Here is a 20,411-nt window from a genome sequence, read left to right on the forward strand (position 1 = left end):
ATGATGAGTGCTTCATCTGTGCTGGCGGATGGCGCTCGCCTTCACGAAATAACTCCCTTCAATATTCCCCGGCAGAGAGCGGACATCGCGCTCACGGAATTTGCCGAGCAGGCCGACCTGACCCTGATCTTCCCGTTCGATGCTGTGCGGGAAGTGCAGGCGCAGCAGTTGGTTGGCAGCTACCCGATTGATGAGGCGGTGGCAATGCTGCTCGAGGGCACGGGCCTCAAGGCAATGGTGGGCGACGGTGGCCAGCTGACAATAACAGCGGGACATCCCATTGGAGGGTCGAGCACAGTGTATAAGAAGAACCAGCTGTCCAGTGCCATTCTGTCGATCATGGCTTCCATGGTCGGCGCCACCGGCGCCCAGGCGCAGAGCGATGATGTACAACAAACGAGTGCGATTGAAGAAGTATCGGTAACCGGTATCCGCGCCAGTCTGCAGCGCGCGATGGACGTGAAGCGCGATAGCAATGGCGTGGTGGACGCCATCTCCGCAGAGGATATCGGCAAGTTCCCCGACACCAATGTGGCCGAGTCGCTGCAGCGCATCAGCGGTGTCTCCATCGACCGCTCCGGCGGCGAGGGCCAGTTGATCACCGTGCGCGGCTTCGGCCCGCAGTTCAACACCGTGCTGGTCAACGGCCGCCAGATGGCCACCGAGAACCAGGGCCGCGAATTCAGCTTCGACACGCTGGCCTCGGAACTGGTCAAGGGCCTGGCGGTTTACAAGACCTCGACCGCTACCCAGCAGTCCGGTGGTGTCGGCTCCACGGTGAATGTAACCACTGCGCGACCGTTCGATTTCAACGGACTCAAGGTCGCGGGCAGCGTCAAGAGTCTCTACGACGAAAACAGTGGCGACTCCAAGCCGCAGGTTTCCGGCCTGGTGAGCGATACTTTCGCCGATGGCAAATTCGGTGTGTTGTTGTCGGTCTCCCGCCAGGAGCGCAGCACGCGCCTGAACCAGGCGCAGACCGATGGCTGGCTCACCAATGTGCTCGGCAATGTCGATCCCAGCGAGATCGACGCCTCTGCCAGCCGTACCGACAACACCTTTATCCCGCAGAACTTCGACACCAAGGTGACCTTCGAGGAGCGCACCCGCACCGGCGGCAGCCTGGTGCTGCAGTTCGCCCCCACTGACGACCTGCAGATCACCGCCGACGGTATCTATTCCGACTTCGATATCGAGACCGATGCCACTTCCTTCGGCCACTGGTTCACGGCCGACAATCTGGAAAACGTGGTGCTGGACCAAAACGGTACCGCCATCGACATGTTCCAGGAAGTGGGCCACGCAACCGACTTCCACTCGAAGAAATTCGACCGTTTGACCAGTACCTCCCAGTACGGCATCAACGCCAACTGGAATGCGACGGAAAACCTGAATCTCAGTTTTGACGCGTCCACCTCCGGCGCCAAGCGCGCTGCCAACAATGGCGGCGAGAACCAGCTGTCGCTGATCGGTTACCTGAACCGCTCGCGCTTACAAATACTGCCCGGTGAGACACTGCCTTACTCCAGTGAATTCCAGAGCGCCAATCCGGATATCTACAACGCCGACGGCGTGCAGGCCGGGGTCAGCAATTACCTCGACCCGAGCAACGGCCGCGCCCACGTGATGCTGCGTCGCGGCTGGGCTACCGACGATCGCGTCAACCAGTACCGCTTCGACGGTGTCTGGGATGAGGGCAATACCAGCGGCCTGACCCGTGCCAAGTTTGGCCTGCTCTATTCGCAGGAGACCAAGAGCAACGAGTACTTCAGTGATGAGGCCAACGGCGTGCACTGCACCTTCTGCGGCTATCCGGAAAATGTCGATATTCCGGACGACTTCATGCACGTGTTCGATGCCGGCTCCGACTTCCTCAGCGGTGTCAGCGGTCACGATAACCTGACCACCAAGTGGCTCGCCCACGACGGCGAGAAGCTGTTCGCCTATCTGGAGGGAATTGGCGGTATCAGCTATGACGCCGTGCGCCGTAACAACTCCTACGAGGTGGAGGAGAATGTCCTCGCCAGCTATATGGAATTGGAATTCGCCGGCGAGCTGGCCGGCATGCCGCTGACCGCGCACACCGGTGTGCGCGTGGAAAGCACCGATGTCACCATTAATGGCACCGAGTCGCCGCTGGAAAGCTTGCAGATTCTAGACCAGACCGAGTTGCAGGCAGTCGTGGGCGCGCCGCAGTCGGTCAGCGCCGACAACGACTATCACTCGGTGCTGCCGAACCTGGATGTGAAGCTGGAAATTACCGACGAGCTGGTGGCCCGCTTCGCTGCGTCCCGTACCATGACGCGGCCGACCCTGGGCCAGCTGTCGCCGGTATCGGTACTCAACACCACCCGTCAGGGTGGCAACCTGCGCTCCAGCTCCGGCAACGAGGCGCTGGAGCCGTTCCTGTCCGACAACATTGACCTGTCGCTGGAGTATTACTACGGCGACAACAGTTACGTGTCCGTGGGCTACTTCCGCAAGGATGTGGATAACTTCATTATCAGCTCAACTGAAGACCAGACTTTTACCAACAGCGACGGCCAGCTGGTTACCGATCCGTCCACCGGCGATATCACTTCCATCGCCCCGGGCGAAAATCCGCAGGACGCGGTGGATCCCAACGACGGTGTGGCGGTGTTCACCCTGACCAAACCGAGCAACGGCGAGAGCGCTGCCGTGGACGGCCTGGAACTGGCGATGCAGCACAGCTTCGCCAATGGCTTCGGTATCATCGCCAACGCCACCCTGGTGGACAGCGATGCGGAGCTGAATGTCGACGACGTGACCCAGACCTTCGCGTTGACTGGTCTCAGTGACTCGCTGAACGTAGTCGGATTCTACGAGCGCGGCCCCTTCCAGGCGCGCCTGGCGTGGAACTGGCGCGACGAGTTCCTGCAGTCGCTGGTGCAGAACGTCAGCGGCGAGCCGACCTTCGTCGATGCGTACCAGCAGTGGGATATGAGCGCCAGTTACGATATCAACGACAGCGTGACGGTATTTTTCGAAGGCCTGAACCTGACCGATGAAATACTGCTCAAGCACGGTCGCTACGATAACCATTTCCTGTTGGCGGAGGATAGCGGCCGGCGCTTCGCGCTCGGGTTGAGGGCGACCTTTTAAGCGGTGAAAAACTTTTCCTGATTTTTTGATCGCGTGCCCAGGGCGGCACAGGTCCGCCCCCGGCTTCCAGCAAACCGGCCGCTTGCGCTGCCGGTTTGCGTGCGGCGCGTTCGCGTGCCGCGGGGAGCGGAAAACAGCAATTGTGTTGGGCATCAAGTTAGACCATTGTTGTCTCTCTCTGGTCGCCGCCCGGCAACGGGCCGCGGCCCTTTTTGCCAGATGCAGAATGAAGAATAAAAATCAGAAAACATGACTGAGTTAACGGGACCGGCGATGACAGATGCGAGCAACAGACCGACAAAATCCATAGTTGTGGTCGGCGGCGGCACCGCCGGCTGGATTGTCGCCGGCCGCATTGCCGCGATGCACTCCTGCGATGGTGGGAGCGAGGGCGGTGTGCAGGTTACGCTGATCGAGGCGCCGGGTATCCCCGCTGTCGGCGTCGGCGAGGGCACCTGGCCGACCATGCGCAATACACTGCGCAAGCTGGGCATCGCCGAAAGCGATTTTTTGCGCGAGTGCGGAGCAACCTTCAAGCAGGGCGCAAAGTTCGCACGCTGGGTAGACGGCGGCGACGACGATTATTACTACCACCCGCTGGTGCTCCCCCAGGGTTTCACCAAAATGGATCTCTCGCGCCACTGGCAGCAGTCGCTGAAAGGGCAAGGCCTGTCCTTTTCCAATGCGGTCTGCTACCAGGAGCAGCTGTGTGAGAGCGGCCTGGCACCAAAGCAGATGACCACGCCGGAATACGCCTCGGTGGCCAACTACGCCTACCACCTGGACGCGGGCAAGTTTGCCGATTTCCTTCAGAGCCACTGCACAGAAAAACTGGGCGTGCGCTACCTGCGCGACGAGGTGCTGTCGGTCAACGCCGCCGCCAACGGCGATATCGAGTCACTGGTCACGCGCAATAGCGGCGAGTTGGCCGGCGATCTTTTTGTCGACTGCACCGGCTTTGCTTCGCGCCTGCTCGGTGGTCACTATAGGGTGCCGTTTATTGACCGCAGCGACGTGCTGTTTATCGATCGCGCTCTCGCCGTACAGGTACCCTACGAAAATGCCGACGACCCGATCGCCTGCCACACAATCTCCACCGCTCAGGATGCCGGGTGGATCTGGGATATCGGCCTGACCCATCGCCGCGGCGTCGGCTATGTCTACTCCAGCGCGCACAGTAGCGCAGAGGCGGCAGAGCTGCGGCTGCGTGCTTATGTGGGACGGGCCATCGAAAAACTGTCCGTGCGCGAGATTCCGATTCACAGCGGTCACCGGGAAAAATTCTGGGTCAACAACTGCGTGGCGGTCGGGCTGTCCGCTGGCTTCCTGGAACCGCTGGAGGCCTCGGCGCTGGTGCTGGTGGAGCTGTCCGCGGAGATGATCGCCGAACAGTTGCCCGCGCGCCGCGATGTAATGGATATCACCGCCCGCCGTTTCAATGAGATCTTCCGCTACCGCTGGGACCGCATCGTCGATTTCCTCAAGTTGCATTATCTGCTCAGCAAGCGTGAGGAGAGTTTCTGGAGCGACAATCGCGATCCGGCCTCGGTGCCGGACAGCCTGCAGGAGCTGATGTCGCTGTGGCGCTATCGCCCGCCGGGTAACTGCGACTTCACCAGCAACAACGAGGTGTTCCCGGCGGCGAGTTACCAGTATGTGCTCTACGGCATGGGCTTCGAGACGGATTTAGATAGCACGGCCTCGCGGCTGCGCGACGAGAGCGTCGCGGTGGAACACTTTGCCGCCAATCGCAAGACCACCGCGCGCGCGTTGGCGGCACTGCCGAAACACCGCGAGTTACTGGAAAAAATTCACCAGTACGGCCTGCAGGCCATCTGATGGTTAAAAGCGTGCCTCGCGCGCTAACCAATTTCGAATCAAATAAAAAAACATTGAGAGGTAGCAACCATGGCCAAACTGGTCGCGCTCGACAGCGAATACCACCGCGGACTGCTTATCGACACAGGCAGCATCGAGCAGCAGGGTGCTGCGTTGCGCATGGTGCCAGTGATGCCGGGTGAGTTCCTGAAGCTGGCGATTGACTACCCGATCGCGTTAACGAAGAACGCCGAGACCGGCCAGTTTGTCTGCGTCGCGTTGTTCGGTTTCGCCGAGGGAGAAAACCTCTACTGGAATGATGGTGCGTGGCAGTCCCTGTATACACCGCTGAATATTATGCGCCAACCATTCTTCGTCGGCACCGATGAAAACGGCCAGCCGCTGGTATGTATCGACGAGGACAGCCCCTGTATTGGCCAGAGCGGCGAGGCGCTGTTCGAGGCCGACGGCAGCGGCACCGCCTACCTGATAAAAATGCAGGGTATTTTGGGCGAGCTGCTCGAGGGAGAGAGGCAGGGCGCTGAACTGGTGCAGCGCCTGCAGGAGTTGCAGCTGATTGTGCCGATGCGCCTGGAGGTGACCTTCGCCAGCGGCGACTCCCAGCAAATGGAGGGGCTCTACACCGTGGATGAAGAAAAGCTGCAGAACCTGGATGGCGACACGTTGCGACAACTCAGCGGCGACGGCCAACTCGGCCACATCTACACCATGCTGACCTCGCTCGGGCATCTCTATGCGCTGATCGAGCGCCGCAACGCCCGTGACGCTGCAAGTGCGGCAGCCTGATACAGACGGCACCATGTCGACGGAATTTTCCTGCAGTGCAGCGCCGCGAATTGAGGTGCGCCGACTCGGTCGGGAACAACAGCCGCTGCTGGTGATTGATGGATTGGCCGCGCAACCGGACGCGCTGGTCGCATTTGCCGAATCCGGAACACCGTTTCACTCCCGCAGTGGCGATTATTACCCGGGTGTGCGCAAGCCACTGCCGGCGGTCTACGCCGACAACCTGTGTCAAACACTCGGCGAGATGCTGCACGAGGTATTCGGGTTGCCCGCCGCCGCCCGCGCGCAGTCATTGTTGTGCGCCCTGTCCATGGCCACCACCGTGCCCGGGCAACTGCGACCGATCCAGCGACTGCCGCACTTCGACAGTGGCGATGCGAACCAACTGGCCGTGGTCCACTACCTGTGCCCCGCTCACTTCGGCGGTACCGCCTTTTACCGCCATCGCGCCAGTGGCTTCGAAACCATCGATACCGGGCGGCTGCAAGGCTACGCCGCGCAGCTCAAACGGCAGGTGCTGGCGTCGCCACCTGCGCCAGGCTACGTCGCTGGCGACAGCGAGCTGTTCGAACAGATTGCCCGCGTCGAGGCGCGCTTCAATCGGGCCATCATCTACCGCGGCAACCAGCTGCATTCAGGTCTGATCGATCCCGCTGCCGGTCTCTCCGCTGATCCGGCAAATGGGCGCCTGACTGCGACCACGTTTCTCCGCTTCGGCCCCTGAGGCAGGTTTGCCACTTCAAAGCGGCGCATGCCAAGCGCCCCCGCTACAGGAAACGCTGAGCTCCAGCCCGGCATCGCGGGCTCCATAGCCGCATATACATCCTGCCAGCAGTTCGTTATAACTCTGTTTCCAATTTGCGTCGGGCCGGGACTCGTGTATCAAGTGCCCGTCGCCGGGCAGAGCGGCGGAGGAAAATGACTAATGACGATAATCTGGATTGACGCCTACGCCAGTTCGGTGGTGATCAGGGAGGCCCTGTTTTGTGCCGCCGAGCGAGCGCAGACCGAGACTACCCTGACGGATAACCAGCCAATGTGGGGGCGGCCGTCGCGCGTAATTGGTTGGGTGCCGGTCACGATGGGCTTCGGCGTCGTCGACAACGGGAAGCGCCACGCGTGAAGTCGTCCCCGCTGTCCCTGGTCGAAAAATCCAAAGGCGAGAGTGCCTTCGGCCGCCTGATGCATTTCTGGCGTAAGGTATGCGGCCTGTCCCAGGAGCAGCTGTCCGGCCCGCTGGGCGTGTCCACCCGGCATATCAGTTTCCTCGAAACCGGCCGTTCGATGCCGTCGCGCATCGTCGTGCAGACCCTGGCAGACACTTTCGAGCTGTCGTCGCGGGACCGCGCCTACCTGTTTGCGGCCGCCGGTTACGCCGCTGACCAGTCGCTGTTCGATTCCCCGGAACTGACCCATTGGATCCACAAATCCATGCGCGTGGGACTTGAGCGCAGCGAACCGACTCCGGCCTTCGTGCACGACAGCTTCGGCCGCCTGCTGGCGGTGAACCGCGCCTGGCTGGCGTTTTTCCTGCCGCGGGTGGACGCCGAGCTGCTGGAGGGCGATGCCAATATCTACGAACTTATGATGAGCCCGAAGGGGCTGCGCCCGCTGCTGTACAACGGTACCGCACTGGCCAGCGGTCTGGCCCTGTACCTGACCATGGAAACGCTGCAGGGGAACGAGGCCGAGGGCTGGGAGTTGCTGGAGCGGCTGCGCGCATCCAATGCCGTGCCGGACGACTGGGAACAGCTCGCCAAACGGCTGGTACACACCAGTGATTACCCGGTGGCGCTGGTCGCCGATGGCGACATCATCAATATCACCGTCTACAACGACACCCTGTCCACTACCTCACAGCTGGTACAGCCGCGCCTGCTGATCGGCCGCCTCTACCGCGACGACGGCAAACCGCTGCTGACTCATGGCGAGCTGGCGGCAGTACCGGCGGACCACCCGCTGCTGTACCGCGGGCTGCGGCAGGACCCCGCCAGCGAGCGCTGATCTTACCTCGGAAATAATGGCGGGAATGCCGCCGTCGACTTAAGCTGAACCCAGCAGTCAAAAGTGATTGCTGCTGTACCCCTAATGTGCCCCTATAAAAATAACCAGAGGCAATCAGCGATGAGCGACAAGTCCAATCAAACCGCCGCTTCCGGCGGCTGGCGCTGGGGGCAATTCTCCCTGCGCGTTCCCCTCCTGCACCTGAAAGTCGTGCCCTCCCAGATGCTCCAGGGCTTGGTGGTGGCCAGCGGCACCAGCCTGATCATGGCGCCGGTGATGACCGGTTACTTCGGCCTCAGTTTCGAGGAGGCGCTCGCGCTGATCATGCTGGCGAATACGGTGCTGTGCGCGTCTTTCCTGCTGTTCGGCGAGCCCTTCGCGCCGGGCATGCTGACACCGGCATTTCCGCTGGTACTGACGTTCATCGTCAGCGGCTACCCGGAGGGGCCGGTGCGCTTCCAGGTGATGACGGCGCTGTCGCTGAGCCTGGCGGCGATCGCGCTGCTGTTCAGCCTCACCGGCCTGTCGAAGCGGGTCATGGCGTCGCTGCCGGCAGCATTGAAGGCGGGCATCATTTTCGGGGCGGCAATCTCGGCGCTCGACCGGGTCTTCGTCAAGGACGTCGCCCTGTTTGAAAGCCACCCGATCAGTGCCACCACTGCGCTGGTCGTAGCGCTGCTGTTTACCTTCTCCGCGCCGATCCAGCGCCTGCGCGCGAAGAGCCGCATCGTCGATGCCATCTCCAGTCTGGGCCTGTTGCCTGGTTTCCTCGCCGCGGCTCTTGTCGGCATGGCCGTGGGTGAAGTTCAGTTCGATGTGCAGTGGGGGTGGCTGCTGCCGCCGGTAGCGGAAACCCTGGCCAAGGTATCGCCGCTGTCGATCGGCTGGCCGCCGCTGACCATGTATCTGGAAGTGCTGCCGCTGGCATTCGTGGCCTATGTGATCCTGTTCGGCGATTTCATTACCGGCTCGGAGATGATCCGCAGCGCCCAGGGGGAGCGTCCGGACGATCCCATCGACCTGAACTTCGAGCGCACCCAGGTGGCCGTGGCCACGCGCAACGCGGTCTCCGCGGTGATTGCGCCGATGTTCCCGTTCCAGGGGGTGCTGTGGACTGGCGTGCACGCGGTCGTGGTGCAGGCCTGGCGCAGTGGGCGCGACAAGGTTGTGGACCTGCGCAGCGGCATCGGCTCCTACTATGTATACGGCCTGCCGCTGATCTATCTGTGCTGGCCGTGGATCAGCCTGATCAAGCCGCTGATGACCATCGCCCTGATGCTGACGCTGGCGCTGACGGCTTTCGCCTGCATTATGGTGGCCGCACCGCTGGTGAAGAAGCCGCTGGAAATGGTCAGCGCACTGGTGATCGGCTATATGCTGGCGATGTTCGATGTGTGGACAGCACTCGCCGTGGCGGTGTTCCTGCTGGTGGCGGTGAACGGCCATATTCCGCGGTGGCGCCGCGCCGCTACGGCGCCCGCCGCCGAGCCCAACGAAACCTGATTGTCTCTGGTGGGGCGGTCTTGCGGCCGCTCCCGCCATTACTTCTCCCCGTCTCCCCAGTCGTATACTTCCCGCCGCCAATTGGCTATAACTGCCCGAAAGATTTTCAGCGGTATCCAACGCTATGCAACAACCCATCACCAGCTACCACCGTGACGAGGACGATCACTGGGTGGCGGAACTCGCCTGCGGTCACTTCCAGCACGTGCGCCACGATCCGCCATGGCAAAACCGCCCCTGGGTCATCACCGCCGAGGGGCGCAAGTCGATGCTTGGCCAGACGCTCGACTGCATCAAATGCGACGATGGCGCGCCGCCGGACAATATCGAGGAGGTAAACAGCTGATGGCGAAAATCTGGGTGGATGCCGACGCCTGTCCGGTGGTGATCAAGGAGATCCTGTTCCGCGCCGCCGAGCGCACGCAGACAGAGATGACTCTGGTGGCCAACCAGCCGGTGCGCGTGCCGCCGTCGCGGGTGATCAAGTCGATGCAGGTGACGTCTGGCTTCGATGTGGCCGACAACGAGATCGTGCAGCGCTGCGCAGCCGGCGACCTGATCATCACCAGCGATATTCCCCTGGCCGCCGAGGTGATCGACAAGGGCGCCGAGGCGCTCAGCCCCCGCGGCGAGTGCCACACCAAGGCGAATATCCGTGCGCGCCTGAACATGCGCGATTTTATGGACACCATGCGCTCCAGCGGTGTGCACACCGGAGGGCCGCCGGCGCTGAACCAGCAGGATCGCAAGGCCTTCGCCGATCAGTTAGATAAATGGCTGGCGCAGCAGCGGCTGCCGACCCAGCGGAAAAATTCTTGAGGGATACTCGCAGTGAGTGAAGCAAAACTGGAAGTTGCGCGGGACACCCATCTGCCAATCGTGATGTCCTGGATTCAGGATCGAGAGCAGTGCGTGCAGTGGGGCGGGCCGAACTTCCGCTATCCGTTCGATGCGCAGAGCTTTGTGGAAGACTGCCGTTGGGGCGATCTCGCCAGTTTTGTGCTGGCGAATGCCAGTGGCGAACTCTTTGCGTTTGGCCAGTATTACAATCGCCTCGACCGCTGCCACCTGGGGCGGCTGATCGTTTCGCCTCACCAGCGCGGTGCCGGTTACGGCCAGCAGCTGGTCGCCGAACTCGCCGAGCACGGCTGCCGCGAGCTGGGGCTGCGCGAAACATCGCTGTTCGTATTGAAAGACAACCCGCCCGCGCGTGGGCTCTACCAAAAACTCGGTTTCCAGTTTGCCGATTACCCGGAACAGCAGGAGTGGCTCAGCTGGTGCGATTACATGGTCGCGCCGGCCGGCGCTTTTTCAGCGACGGAATAAAAGTGAAAAATCAGAAGTTAACAGGGAGTTTGAATATGGCCGTCAGATCAGCAATTGCCTCCGCGTTGCTCGGGCTAGTTGCCGTAAGCGCACACGGCGAAGCGGCAAAACCGCTGCCGCAGCTGCACGCCTATCAGGTAAAAGAGGAGTGGCGCACACCGGTGCAGCCACTGCGCGTCGCCGAACACACCTGGCAGATCGGCACCGAGGGCCTCAGCAGCCTGCTGCTGACAACCAAATCCGGTGCCGTGCTGATCGACGGCGGCATGCCCCAGGCCGCCGACCACCTGCTCGAGAATTTACGTGTGCTCGGGCTCGCGCCCACCGACCTGAAACTGATCCTGCAGAGCCACGGCCACGGCGACCACGCCGGTTCCCTCGCCGCGGTCGCGCGGGCCACCGGTGCACAGGTGGTGAGTAACGCAGAGACCGCACAGCTGATGGCCCGCGGTGGATCCAATGACATTCACTTCGGCGATGGCATTATCTATCCGCCGCTACAGACCGATCGTCTGGTGCACGACGGCGAAAAAATTCGGCTTGGCGAGCTGGAACTGCAGGTGCACTTCGTGCCCGGCCACACCCCGGGCAGCATGGCCTGGACCTGGCGCGACCGCCGCGACGGCAAGCTCGTGAATGTCGCCTACGTCGACAGTCTCACCGCGCCCGGCTACCAGTTGCTGAACAACCCGCGCTACCCGCGAATTGTCGACGACTACCAGCACAGCTTCGATACCGTGCGCGCGCTGCCATGTGACCTGCTGCTGACGCCGCACCCGAATGCCAGTGGTTGGGAGTACGGCATGCGCGCGGTACAGGAAAAACCCATCGGCTGTCGTGTGTACGCGGACAATGCGCAGCGGGTGTTCGAGCAACAGCTCGCTGAGCAGAAATCGGCGCAAGTAAAGTCGATGTAATGATCGGCATTTACACTTTGCCGACCTAAACACGAAAAATAATAAGAACCGGAGATATTCGGGGATGCCTTTCTTAATTCTTTCCCTGCTGCTGCAGGTCGCATTTGTCGTCCACATCCTGAAAACGGGGCGCAGCACCACCTGGATCTGGATCGTGGTGATGCTGCCGATGGCCGGCCTGATCGCCTATCTCATCGTAGAGATTTTGCCGGGGCTGTCGAACAGCCGCGCGGGGCGCCACGCCCGGCGCAAAGTGCGCTCGGCCATCAATCCCAACCGGGATATCAATCGGGCGGTGCGCGAGTACACGGTTTCCGACACGGTGGAAAATTCCATGCGCCTCGCCAATGAGTGCCTCAATCGGGGGCTGGCGGAAGACGCACGGGAACTGTTCCGCAAGTGCTTGCACGGGCCGCATGTGGATGATCCGGATATCCTGTTCGGCTTGGCGCGCGCGCAGTTCCAGCTGGGCGAGTACGCCGAGGTCAGGGAAACCCTCGACCAGCTCAAGGAACGCAACCCCGACTACCGTAATGCGGAAGCGCACCTGCTCTATGCGCGAGCGCTGGAAGGCATGGATCAGGTGGCCGCTGCGCTGCACGAATACGAAGTGCTGCACAGCTATTACCCCGGCCCGGAAGCGGCGGTCTATTACGGCAAGTTCCTGAAAGCGCAGAACCAGCCGGACCTGGCCAACCGGATATTCCGCGAGGTGTTACAGAAGGCTGACCACCTCGGCAAACAATACAAGACGCTGCACCGGGATCTGCTCCAGCTCGCCCGCAGCGAACTGGCCGGCTGATGCTGATCGAGCCGCAAACCGCGCGTCTGCAACTGCGCCAGTGGCGCGACAGCGACCGCGCGCCTTTTGCCGCGATGAATGCGGATGCGCGGGTGATGGAATTCTTTCCCGCGCTGCTGAGCCGCGCGGAGAGCGACGCGGCTGTCGACCGCCAGATCGCCCATATCGATCAACACGGCTGGGGATTCTGGGCGGTGGAGCGAATGGCGGATCAACGCTTTATTGGCTTTGTCGGCATCAAGAACGTCACCGACGACATGCCGTTTGCACCGGCGGTGGAAATCGGCTGGCGTCTGGCGCCGGAGTTCTGGGGACAGGGCTACGCGACAGAAGCGGCGCGCGCGTCGCTGCAGGTTGCCTTCGCGCAGTTGCAGTTAGTAGATGTTGTGTCTTTCACCGTGGTGAGCAATCGGCGCTCGCGCGCAGTGATGGAAAAGCTGGGAATGCGGGAAGATCCGCAGAATTTCTTGCATCCGGCTTTACCGGTCGGGCACCCGCTGCAGGAGCACTGTCTCTACCGCATTGCGCGAGACAGTTTCCGCTAGGCCGGCTGAGCACTTTTGCGATCCAGGTTGCGGTAGGCGATGGCCTCGGCAATCTGCCCCGCGCCGATATTTTCCTCCCCCGCCAGATCCGCCAGTGTGCGCGCAACTTTCAATACCCGGTGGTAGCTGCGCGCCGACAGACCCAGTTGTTCCACCGACTGCCGCAGCAACTGCTGTTCCGCGTTACCGAGTGCGCAGACTCCATCCAGTTCACGCCCCTGCAATTGCGCATTGATTTTATTCTGCCGCGCCAGCTGGATATCCCGCGCGAGGCGGACGCGCTCGCACACTGCCGCGGAGGATTCACCGGCCGGCGCGTCCTGTAATTGGCCCGCCGACATGCTCGCCACTTCCACCTGCATATCGATGCGGTCCAGCAACGGGCCGGACAGCTTGTTGCGGTAGCGGTCGATCTGGTCCGGCGTGCAGCGACAGCGGGCTTCGCCGAGATAGCCGCAGGGGCAGGGATTCATCGCGCCGACCAGCTGGAAATCCGCCGGGTAGGTGACCTGGGCGCGGGCGCGGGAGATGCGCACCTCGCCGTTCTCCAGTGGTTCGCGCAGGATTTCCAGTGCGTGGCGCGGGAACTCGGGCATTTCGTCCAGGAACAGCACGCCGCGGTGGGCCAGGGAAATTTCCCCCGGTTTCGGGTTGCTGCCGCCGCCCACCAGTGCGGTGGGCGAAGCGCTGTGGTGCGGCGCGCGGAACGGGCGCCGGCGCAAGTCCGCGAGTCCGGCGCTTGAGTAGACCGCGGCCACCTCGATCAGCTCGCCCTGGGTCAGCGGTGGCAATATGCCGGGCAGGCGGCTGGCGAGCATGGTTTTGCCTGTACCGGGCGGCCCGTAAAACAGCAGGTTGTGGCCACCGGCCGCGGCGACTTCCAGCGCGCGCCGCGCTTTCAACTGGCCGCGCACGTCGGCCAGGTCGGCGCAGGGGATTTCGTTGCTTGCCGGCTGTCGCTCGGCGGCGGGCAGGGATTCGCGGCCGTGCAGTTCGGCGCACACTTGCAGCAGGGATTCGGCGGTGCGGATCTCGCCGTCCGCCAGCGCCGCTTCGGCACCGGAGTCCCGCGGCAGTACCTGCCGCCGCCCGGCAGCGCCGCAGGCAATGGCGGCGGGCAGGGCGCCGCTCACTTCGCGCAGTGCACCGGTGAGCGCCAGCTCGCCGATAAATTCATAGTTCTGCAGCGGTTCACAGGGAATCTGTCCGGAGGCGGCGAGAATGCCGATGGCGATCGCCAGGTCATAGCGCCCACCCTCCTTGGGCAGGTCCGCCGGGGCCAGGTTCACGGTGATGCGCCGCTGGGGAAATTCAAAGTGGCTGTTGATCAGGGCGCTGCGCACCCGGTCGCGGCTCTCGCGCACGGCCGCTTCGGGCAGGCCGACGATATGGAATGCGGGCAGGCCGTTGGCAAGGTGGGTCTCCACGGTGACCAGCGGCGCGTCGACGCCCAACTGTGCGCGGGAGTAGGTGACGGAAAGGCTCAAAATTTCATCCTTGAAATTCGTCTTGATGGAATCAGTCGGCGGGGGGCGCCTTGCCCTCCTGGTCGGCCAGCGCCTGTTCGAGGGTTTCCACCTGGGCCTCCACACGGGCGAGTTTTTCCCGCGTGCGCCGCAGTATCTCCACCTGGGTATCGAACTCGTGCTGGGAAACCAGTGGCAAATTGCCCAGCGCCACGGCGAGCGCGTCGCGCAGGTCGCTGGTGACCACTGCGCCCTGTTTCTGCAGTTCGCTCAATAACTGTTGCAGTTTTTCCGCTGACACCGGCAATTCCTCGCTAAAAAGCATCGGTTTTCTGGTACCGGATTGTAACCCAGCCCGACGGTTGGCGTGAATGTGTGCAGTTGCGCACTCCGTGAAGGAAGAAGCGCACATTGCGCCGCCAATGTGCTCCTTGTTGGTTCATCGGCGCGATTTGCCTCACCACATCAGTGCGCACCGCCTGAGGCGGCTTCATTTTGGTGCGCCATATCTTTGCGGCGATTTCCGCAGCGTCGCTTTCCCCTCCAAAAACTGCCGATAAGTCGTTGATTTTTCAAACGGAATGCAGAGTTGGCATCAAGCCTGCACTAAAAGCAGTGCAGCTTGGTGCAGGTGTTCCACCGCAGACCATTCTCAGCCGCCGGGCGAGGAAGTGCTCACGAGGCCGATAAATAACCGCCGCCACCAATCCGCAGTGGCCGGCCCCCGAAGCTGAACGCAGGCTGCACCGAATAAAAATTGACGACGAGACAAACACAGAGACCAAGGAGAAATAAGGTGGGAATCAAAATGAATAAGATCGCTGCCATCCTGACGGCCGGGGCTTTGACCCTGGGTGTATCCACTGCAACAAATGCGGCTGAGGGCGGTGTTTCCGCCAGCGCCAACCTCGGTGTAGTCACCGACTACAAGTTCCGCGGTATTTCCCAGACCGACGGCAGCCCGGCCGTGCAGGGCGGTGTCGACCTGGATTTCGGCAACGGCTTTTACCTGGGCACCTGGGCTTCCCAAGTGGACTTTGGTTACGACGGTACTGACTACGAAACCGACGTCTACGGCGGTTACGGCGGCCAGTTGAATGATAGCGTCAGCTATGACGTTGGTTACATCTACTACGGCTATCCGGGTGGCGAAGACGAGGACTACCAGGAAGTCTACGGCAGCCTGAGCTTTTCCGACCTGACCCTGGGCCTGGCCTATTCCGATGACTACTGGGCCGGCACCGGGGCCTTCTACTACCCCTACGCCGAATACAGCTTTGCGCTGCCTTCCGACATCAGCCTCGATTTCCACGTCGGCGCCAACATGCTGGACGAAGTGGGTTTCCTCGACGGTTCCGACTCCTACATCGACTACTCGGTCTCCGTCGGCAAGGACTTCGGCGGACTGTCGCTGAGCGCGTCGCTGGTGGGTACCGATATCAGCGACAAGGAATGTTTCAACCTGGACTGGTGTGAACCGTCAGTACTCGCTGGCGCCACTTATACCTGGTAACGCGGGCGCCCTGCTCTGCGGAGCAGGGCAACATTACTATGGGGGAGCACAAATGAAACTGGTCACCGCAATTATCAAACCTTTCAAGCTCGACGCGGTGCGCGACGCGCTGGCCGAGGCCGGTGTCAACGGGATTACCGTCAGTGAAGTGAAGGGATTCGGCCGGCAGAAAGGGCATACCGAACTGTATCGGGGCGCCGAGTATGTAGTGGATTTTCTGCCCAAAACCATGCTGCAGATCGCAGTGGAAGACGGCCTGCTGGACGCCGTGTTGGAAGCCGTTGGAACCGGCGCGCACAGCGGCAAGATCGGCGACGGAAAAATTTTCGTTTCCGACCTGGAGCAGGTGGTGCGCATTCGTACCGGTGAAACCGGAGCAGACGCTATTTAACCGGCGGGTTATCGCGCAGCGTTACATTCGCCATAAAACATAAAGACTCTCAAAACTCTCGGGATTGAACGGAGCGAAAAATGGAAAATCAAATTTTTCAATTGCAGTACGCAATTGATACGTTTTATTTCCTTACCATGGGTGCCCTGGTCATGTGGATGGCTGCGGGCTTCGCCATGCTGGAAGCCGGTCTGGTGCGTTCGAAGAACACCACCGAAATTCTCACCAAAAACGTCGCGCTCTACGCGATTGCCTGCATCATGTACCTGGTGTGCGGCTACGCGATCATGTACGACGGCGGCTTCCTGCTGAAAGGCATCGAAGCTTTTGATCTGGAAGGCGTGCTCGCAAGCTCTGCGGAAAACGGTTTCGACGGTGATTCCGTCTACTCCGCTGCGTCCGACTTCTTCTTCCAGGTGGTCTTCGTGGCGACTGCCATGTCCATTGTTTCCGGTGCCGTGGCCGAGCGCATGAAGCTGTGGAGCTTCCTGGTGTTCGCCGTGGTAATGACCGGTGTCATCTATCCGTTCGAGGGTTCCTGGACCTGGGGTGGCAACGCCGTATTTGGCATGTACAACCTGGGCGACCTGGGCTTCTCCGACTTTGCCGGTTCCGGCATCGTGCACATGGCGGGTGCCGCCGCGGCTCTGGCCGGCGTACTGCTGCTGGGCGCGCGCAAAGGCAAATACGGCCCGAACGGCGAAGTCTACGCCATCCCCGGTGCCAACCTGCCGCTGGCAACCCTGGGTACCTTCATCCTGTGGATGGGCTGGTTCGGTTTCAACGGCGGTTCCGTACTGAAATTGGGCGATGCCGCCAACGCGCACTCCGTGGCCATGGTATTCCTGAACACCAACACCGCGGCTGCCGGTGGTGCCGTCGCCGCACTGATTACCGCGCGCGTCCTGTTCGGCAAGGCCGACCTGACCATGCTGCTGAACGGCGCCCTGGCCGGCCTGGTGGCCATCACTGCAGAGCCGTCCACCCCGACCCCGCTGCAGGCCACCCTGTTCGGCGCCATCGGCGGTGTACTGGTAGTCGTGTCTATCGTTGCGCTGGATAAACTGAAGATCGACGACCCGGTGGGCGCCATCTCCGTACACGGTGTGGTTGGTCTGCTCGGCCTGCTGCTGGTACCGGTTACCAACGACGGCGCCAGCTTCACTGGCCAGCTGGCCGGTGCTGCCACCATCTTCGTCTGGGTATTCGCCACTTCCTTCGCCGTATGGTTCCTGCTGAAGGCCATCACCGGTATTCGCGTCAGCGAAGAGGAAGAACAAGAAGGTGTTGACTTGGTCGAATGTGGAATGGAAGCTTACCCGGAATTCATGGGCAAATAAGGCCCTGAACGGTCGCCGCTCCGCCCGAGTGTGGCTGCGGTGACCGATGAACGGAAAGTTTTCCACCGGCGGCGGCCAGCGCTGCCGCCGGTTGCCGAAACTAGGAATCGGGTCAACTATCGGCCTCCAACCAGGGGAAAGACATAAGATGAAATTGATAACGGCTGTGGTAAAGCCCTTCAAACTGGATGACGTGCGCACCGCGCTGTCGGAAGTGGGCGTACAGGGCATGACAGTGACCGAGGTCAAAGGCTTCGGCCGCCAGAAGGGCCACACTGAGCTCTATCGTGGCGCCGAATACGTGGTGGATTTTCTGCCCAAGGTGAAGCTGGAACTGGCAGTGGACGACAGCATGGTGGACGGCGCCGTCGAGGCGATCACCAAAGCTGCGCAGACTGGCAAGATCGGTGACGGCAAAATCTTCATCACCGCACTCGAAGAGGTGATCCGTATCCGCACCGGCGAGACCGGCAGCGAAGCGGTATAAGCCGGAGCGACACGAATTCGCCCGCTTGGTGGAGAAAACCGCCAATACCAAAAAAGCCCCTCGCGGGGCTTTTTTCGTGTCTGTGGGGGTGAAAATTAACGCTGACCCTTTTATCCCGTCGTTACGTTGGCAGGATTCCCGCACAAAAATCTGTCGCGAAAAATTGCATAACCAAGAGCAATAAATCTGCTTTATTTCCGTAACAAAAACTCTACCTGTCAGAGGGGGTAAAGCTGGCGGGCCCATCGCTGAGTGCCTATATATTAATCGCCGCGAATTGCACAGGCGCCCGCCCTAGGCGACTCGCCGGCGGTCAATCAGCTTCTTCAATCTTGTTAATGCCAGGACAAGGCCGGCACAGGGGTACTCCCTCTGTAACAGGAGTAGCAGTTACAGGGTCTCAGCTATGAAAGATGGTTACGATGAACAGGCCAACAATTCTCGCAGCAAAGACACCGAGGATTTTGCCGAGGAACGCAGTATCACCTCCCGCCAGCGAGCCAGAAGTCAACTGAGCTCTGATGTCGAGGAGTTTCTCTCCCGCGGAGGCGCCATCAGTGAAATCGATCCCGAAGTCACCGCCGACCCGCCGCGCAAACCCCAACCCAAATACGGCAGTCGACCGATCTGATCCGCAACCCGGCCAAGGGGCCGTATAGCGAAGACTGCCGCGCTCAGTAAAGCCAGCCCTTTTGGCGGGCGATGCGCGCGGCGTCGATGCGGTTGTGCGCGCCCAGTTTGCTGATCGCCTCGGACAGGTAATTGCGCACCGTACCTTCGCTCAGGCACAGCTGTGCGGCAATCTGTGCGGTATTGAGGCCTTCGGCCGCCAGCAGCAGCGCGCGGCGCTCTTTGGCGGTCAGCGGATCGGATTCGGCCAGCGCATCGAGCATCAGTTCCGGATCGATGACCCGCTTGCCGGCGGCGGCGCGGCGGATGGCATCTGCCAGTTGCTCGCTGGGGGCGTCCTTGAGCAGGAAGGCGTCGACGCCCATGGTCATTGCCCGGCGCACATAGCCGCGCCGGTTAAAGGTGGTGACGATCACCAGCCGGCACGCGGGCCAGCGGCGGCGCACTTGCTCGGCCAGGGCCAATCCACTGGCGCCGGGCATTTCGATATCACTCACCAACACGTCCACCGGCTGTTGCGCCATTAGCGCCAGCGCCTCTTCGGCACTGGCGACATCGCCCACCACGCGAAAGTCTGCCTCCAGTTCCAGCAGTGCCTTCAGGGCACCCCGCACCAGGTGCTGGTCCTCGGCGATTAGCAGGTCAAGCGGCTTCAATGCTGGTCTCCAAAGGCAATTCGATATCCAGCTGCATGCCGGCCTCGGTGCGGTAGCGCATTTCGCCGCCGAGGGCCCGCGCCCGCTCGCGTATTCCGCGCAAGCCGTTGCCCTCGACCACATCGGCTGCGCCACCGTTATCGGCGACCCTGATCTGCAGCCGGTCTGCCAGTTGGCGGCACTCCAGGCTCACCCGGTCGCCATTGCTGTGGCGCTGGATATTGGTGCAGGCCTCCAGCAGGATCAGCGCGGCAGCGGATTCAATGCGCGGTGCCAGCTCATCGAGCGCCATCGTCATGTCCACGTTAAACCCTTGTTCCTGCAGCCACTGGCGAAGGTGCTCCAACTCGGAACGCAGTTCGCGCTGGCGGTAGCCGGCGATGGTCTCCCGCGCCTGGGTCAGGGCGGCGCGTGCCAGCTGTTGTACCTCGCTGATCTGGTGTCGGGCCTGTTCCAGACTCATCGGGCTGGTTTCGGCGCGTGCCAGCAGGCGCCCGGCCAGTTCCGACTTGAGTGCGATACTGGACAGGTGGTGGCCGATGACGTCGTGCATATCCCGCGCGATCCGCTCGCGTTCGGCGACTTTGGCCAGGTGCTCGATTTCATCGCGATCGTGCGCCTGCTGACGTGCCGCCGCGCGTTGTACGCGGTCGAGTATGCCCATGGTACCCACCGCCATGGATACCAGCGCCGCCGGCAGCCAGAAAGCCGGCGACAGCTGCAGCAGCCAGGATTCGAGGCCAATGACGATAAACAACAGCGCGAGGTGTGTAGTGGCCTGGCGCGTTGGCAGCATGTTGCCGGAGAAGGCGGCAGCGTAGATAAACAGCGCTGCGGCACCGGGATTGAAAGGCGCCTCGACGGCGCCTATCGCTGTGATCAGCCAGATATAGGGCGCTGGCCGGCAAGTGCCCAGCGCGCGAAAGTAGGCCCACAGAAATACGCCCAGGCCGGCCCAGAACATCAGCAGCTCGCCTGACGTCATGGGCGCAAACAGCGGCTGGAAGGCGTAAAAGCCGAGGAAGATCAGCCACACCCAGGGCATAAAACGGTGTTGGCCGGGAGGTGACTTGAAATACATGG

The 20,411-nt window shown here is 61.7% G+C and carries 22 protein-coding genes; 18 read left to right on the top strand and 4 right to left on the bottom strand.

Translation table 11 applies throughout. The features are described from left to right. From IG168_RS08250 to IG168_RS08310, 13 genes are all read left to right on the top strand, one after another. Positions 1-3,123 carry a TonB-dependent receptor gene (locus tag IG168_RS08250; RefSeq protein ID WP_226876699.1) on the top strand — a complete coding sequence of 1,041 codons (3,123 nt, stop codon included), beginning with the start codon at positions 1-3 and terminating at the stop codon, positions 3,121-3,123. Between the two features lie 249 nt (positions 3,124-3,372). After that, on the top strand, positions 3,373-4,962 hold the full coding sequence (locus tag IG168_RS08255; protein WP_226876701.1) for a tryptophan halogenase family protein: 1,590 nt from the start codon (positions 3,373-3,375) through the stop codon (positions 4,960-4,962). Between the two features lie 69 nt (positions 4,963-5,031). Next, positions 5,032-5,748, top strand: a complete 717-nt coding sequence (locus IG168_RS08260) for a SapC family protein (protein WP_193163796.1) — start codon at positions 5,032-5,034, stop codon at positions 5,746-5,748. A gap of 13 nt (positions 5,749-5,761) precedes the next feature. Continuing rightward, positions 5,762-6,472 (top strand): DUF6445 family protein, encoded by a 711-nt coding sequence (locus tag IG168_RS08265; protein ID WP_193163798.1) that lies wholly within the window; start codon positions 5,762-5,764, stop codon positions 6,470-6,472. Between the two features lie 201 nt (positions 6,473-6,673). Further along, complete coding sequence (locus tag IG168_RS08270) at positions 6,674-6,871, top strand: PIN domain-containing protein (RefSeq protein ID WP_193163800.1); 198 nt, start codon at positions 6,674-6,676, stop codon at positions 6,869-6,871. Beyond that, the gene (locus tag IG168_RS08275; RefSeq protein ID WP_193163802.1) at positions 6,868-7,752 is read left to right on the top strand and encodes a helix-turn-helix domain-containing protein; all 885 of its coding nucleotides are present in this window, start codon (positions 6,868-6,870) and stop codon (positions 7,750-7,752) included. Before IG168_RS08270 ends, IG168_RS08275 begins: the two co-directional genes overlap by 4 nt. Positions 7,753-7,872: 120 nt before the next feature. Beyond that, positions 7,873-9,255 carry a hypothetical protein gene (locus tag IG168_RS08280; protein ID WP_193163803.1) on the top strand — a complete coding sequence of 461 codons (1,383 nt, stop codon included), beginning with the start codon at positions 7,873-7,875 and terminating at the stop codon, positions 9,253-9,255. Between the two features lie 124 nt (positions 9,256-9,379). Beyond that, the gene (locus tag IG168_RS08285) at positions 9,380-9,601 is read left to right on the top strand and encodes a DUF3565 domain-containing protein (protein WP_193163804.1); all 222 of its coding nucleotides are present in this window, start codon (positions 9,380-9,382) and stop codon (positions 9,599-9,601) included. After that, positions 9,601-10,074: a YaiI/YqxD family protein gene (locus IG168_RS08290; RefSeq protein WP_193163805.1), complete on the top strand. Its 474-nt coding sequence runs from the start codon at positions 9,601-9,603 to the stop codon at positions 10,072-10,074. Before IG168_RS08285 ends, IG168_RS08290 begins: the two co-directional genes overlap by 1 nt. A 12-nt stretch (positions 10,075-10,086) precedes the next feature. Continuing rightward, positions 10,087-10,581 carry a GNAT family N-acetyltransferase gene (locus IG168_RS08295; RefSeq protein WP_319024677.1) on the top strand — a complete coding sequence of 165 codons (495 nt, stop codon included), beginning with the start codon at positions 10,087-10,089 and terminating at the stop codon, positions 10,579-10,581. A 35-nt stretch (positions 10,582-10,616) separates the two neighbouring features. After that, positions 10,617-11,498, top strand: a complete 882-nt coding sequence (gene bla, locus IG168_RS08300) for a subclass B3 metallo-beta-lactamase (protein WP_193163807.1) — start codon at positions 10,617-10,619, stop codon at positions 11,496-11,498. 64 nt (positions 11,499-11,562) lie between these two features. Further along, on the top strand, positions 11,563-12,300 hold the full coding sequence (locus tag IG168_RS08305; RefSeq protein WP_193163810.1) for a tetratricopeptide repeat protein: 738 nt from the start codon (positions 11,563-11,565) through the stop codon (positions 12,298-12,300). Beyond that, on the top strand, positions 12,300-12,845 hold the full coding sequence (locus IG168_RS08310; RefSeq protein ID WP_193163812.1) for a GNAT family N-acetyltransferase: 546 nt from the start codon (positions 12,300-12,302) through the stop codon (positions 12,843-12,845). The genes IG168_RS08305 and IG168_RS08310 overlap by 1 nt, the downstream gene beginning before the upstream one ends. Here the strand turns inward: IG168_RS08310 and IG168_RS08315 are convergent. Then, on the bottom strand, positions 12,842-14,332 hold the full coding sequence (locus IG168_RS08315; RefSeq protein WP_193163814.1) for a YifB family Mg chelatase-like AAA ATPase: 1,491 nt from the start codon (positions 14,330-14,332) through the stop codon (positions 12,842-12,844). The genes IG168_RS08310 and IG168_RS08315 overlap by 4 nt on opposite strands. Before the next feature lie 31 nt (positions 14,333-14,363). Next, on the bottom strand, positions 14,364-14,612 hold the full coding sequence (locus IG168_RS08320) for an accessory factor UbiK family protein (protein ID WP_193163817.1): 249 nt from the start codon (positions 14,610-14,612) through the stop codon (positions 14,364-14,366). A gap of 507 nt (positions 14,613-15,119) precedes the next feature. Here IG168_RS08320 and IG168_RS08325 point away from each other — a divergent pair. The 5 genes from IG168_RS08325 (at position 15,120) to IG168_RS08345 (ending at position 18,673) form a co-directional block, all read left to right on the top strand. Continuing rightward, positions 15,120-15,824, top strand: coding sequence for a TorF family putative porin (locus IG168_RS08325; RefSeq protein ID WP_193163820.1), 705 nt, complete (start codon positions 15,120-15,122; stop codon positions 15,822-15,824). A 52-nt stretch (positions 15,825-15,876) separates the two neighbouring features. After that, positions 15,877-16,215: a P-II family nitrogen regulator gene (locus tag IG168_RS08330; RefSeq protein WP_193163822.1), complete on the top strand. Its 339-nt coding sequence runs from the start codon at positions 15,877-15,879 to the stop codon at positions 16,213-16,215. A gap of 80 nt (positions 16,216-16,295) precedes the next feature. Further along, positions 16,296-17,555 (top strand): ammonium transporter, encoded by a 1,260-nt coding sequence (locus IG168_RS08335; RefSeq protein ID WP_193163824.1) that lies wholly within the window; start codon positions 16,296-16,298, stop codon positions 17,553-17,555. Positions 17,556-17,703: 148 nt separating this feature from the next. Continuing rightward, entirely contained in the window at positions 17,704-18,042 is a 339-nt protein-coding gene (locus IG168_RS08340; protein WP_067084464.1) for a P-II family nitrogen regulator, read from the top strand. Positions 18,043-18,448: 406 nt separating this feature from the next. After that, the gene (locus tag IG168_RS08345; protein WP_193163826.1) at positions 18,449-18,673 is read left to right on the top strand and encodes a hypothetical protein; all 225 of its coding nucleotides are present in this window, start codon (positions 18,449-18,451) and stop codon (positions 18,671-18,673) included. A gap of 43 nt (positions 18,674-18,716) precedes the next feature. On the opposite strand, the gene IG168_RS08350 is transcribed toward IG168_RS08345, so the two are convergent. Continuing rightward, positions 18,717-19,328, bottom strand: a complete 612-nt coding sequence (locus tag IG168_RS08350) for a response regulator transcription factor (protein WP_226876704.1) — start codon at positions 19,326-19,328, stop codon at positions 18,717-18,719. Continuing rightward, positions 19,315-20,409: a sensor histidine kinase gene (locus tag IG168_RS20625; RefSeq protein ID WP_226876709.1), complete on the bottom strand. Its 1,095-nt coding sequence runs from the start codon at positions 20,407-20,409 to the stop codon at positions 19,315-19,317. The genes IG168_RS08350 and IG168_RS20625 overlap by 14 nt, the downstream gene beginning before the upstream one ends. Positions 20,410-20,411: the final 2 nt, after the last annotated feature.

Source organism: Microbulbifer hainanensis, assembly GCF_014904735.1.
GTDB lineage: Bacteria > Pseudomonadota > Gammaproteobacteria > Pseudomonadales > Cellvibrionaceae > Microbulbifer > Microbulbifer hainanensis.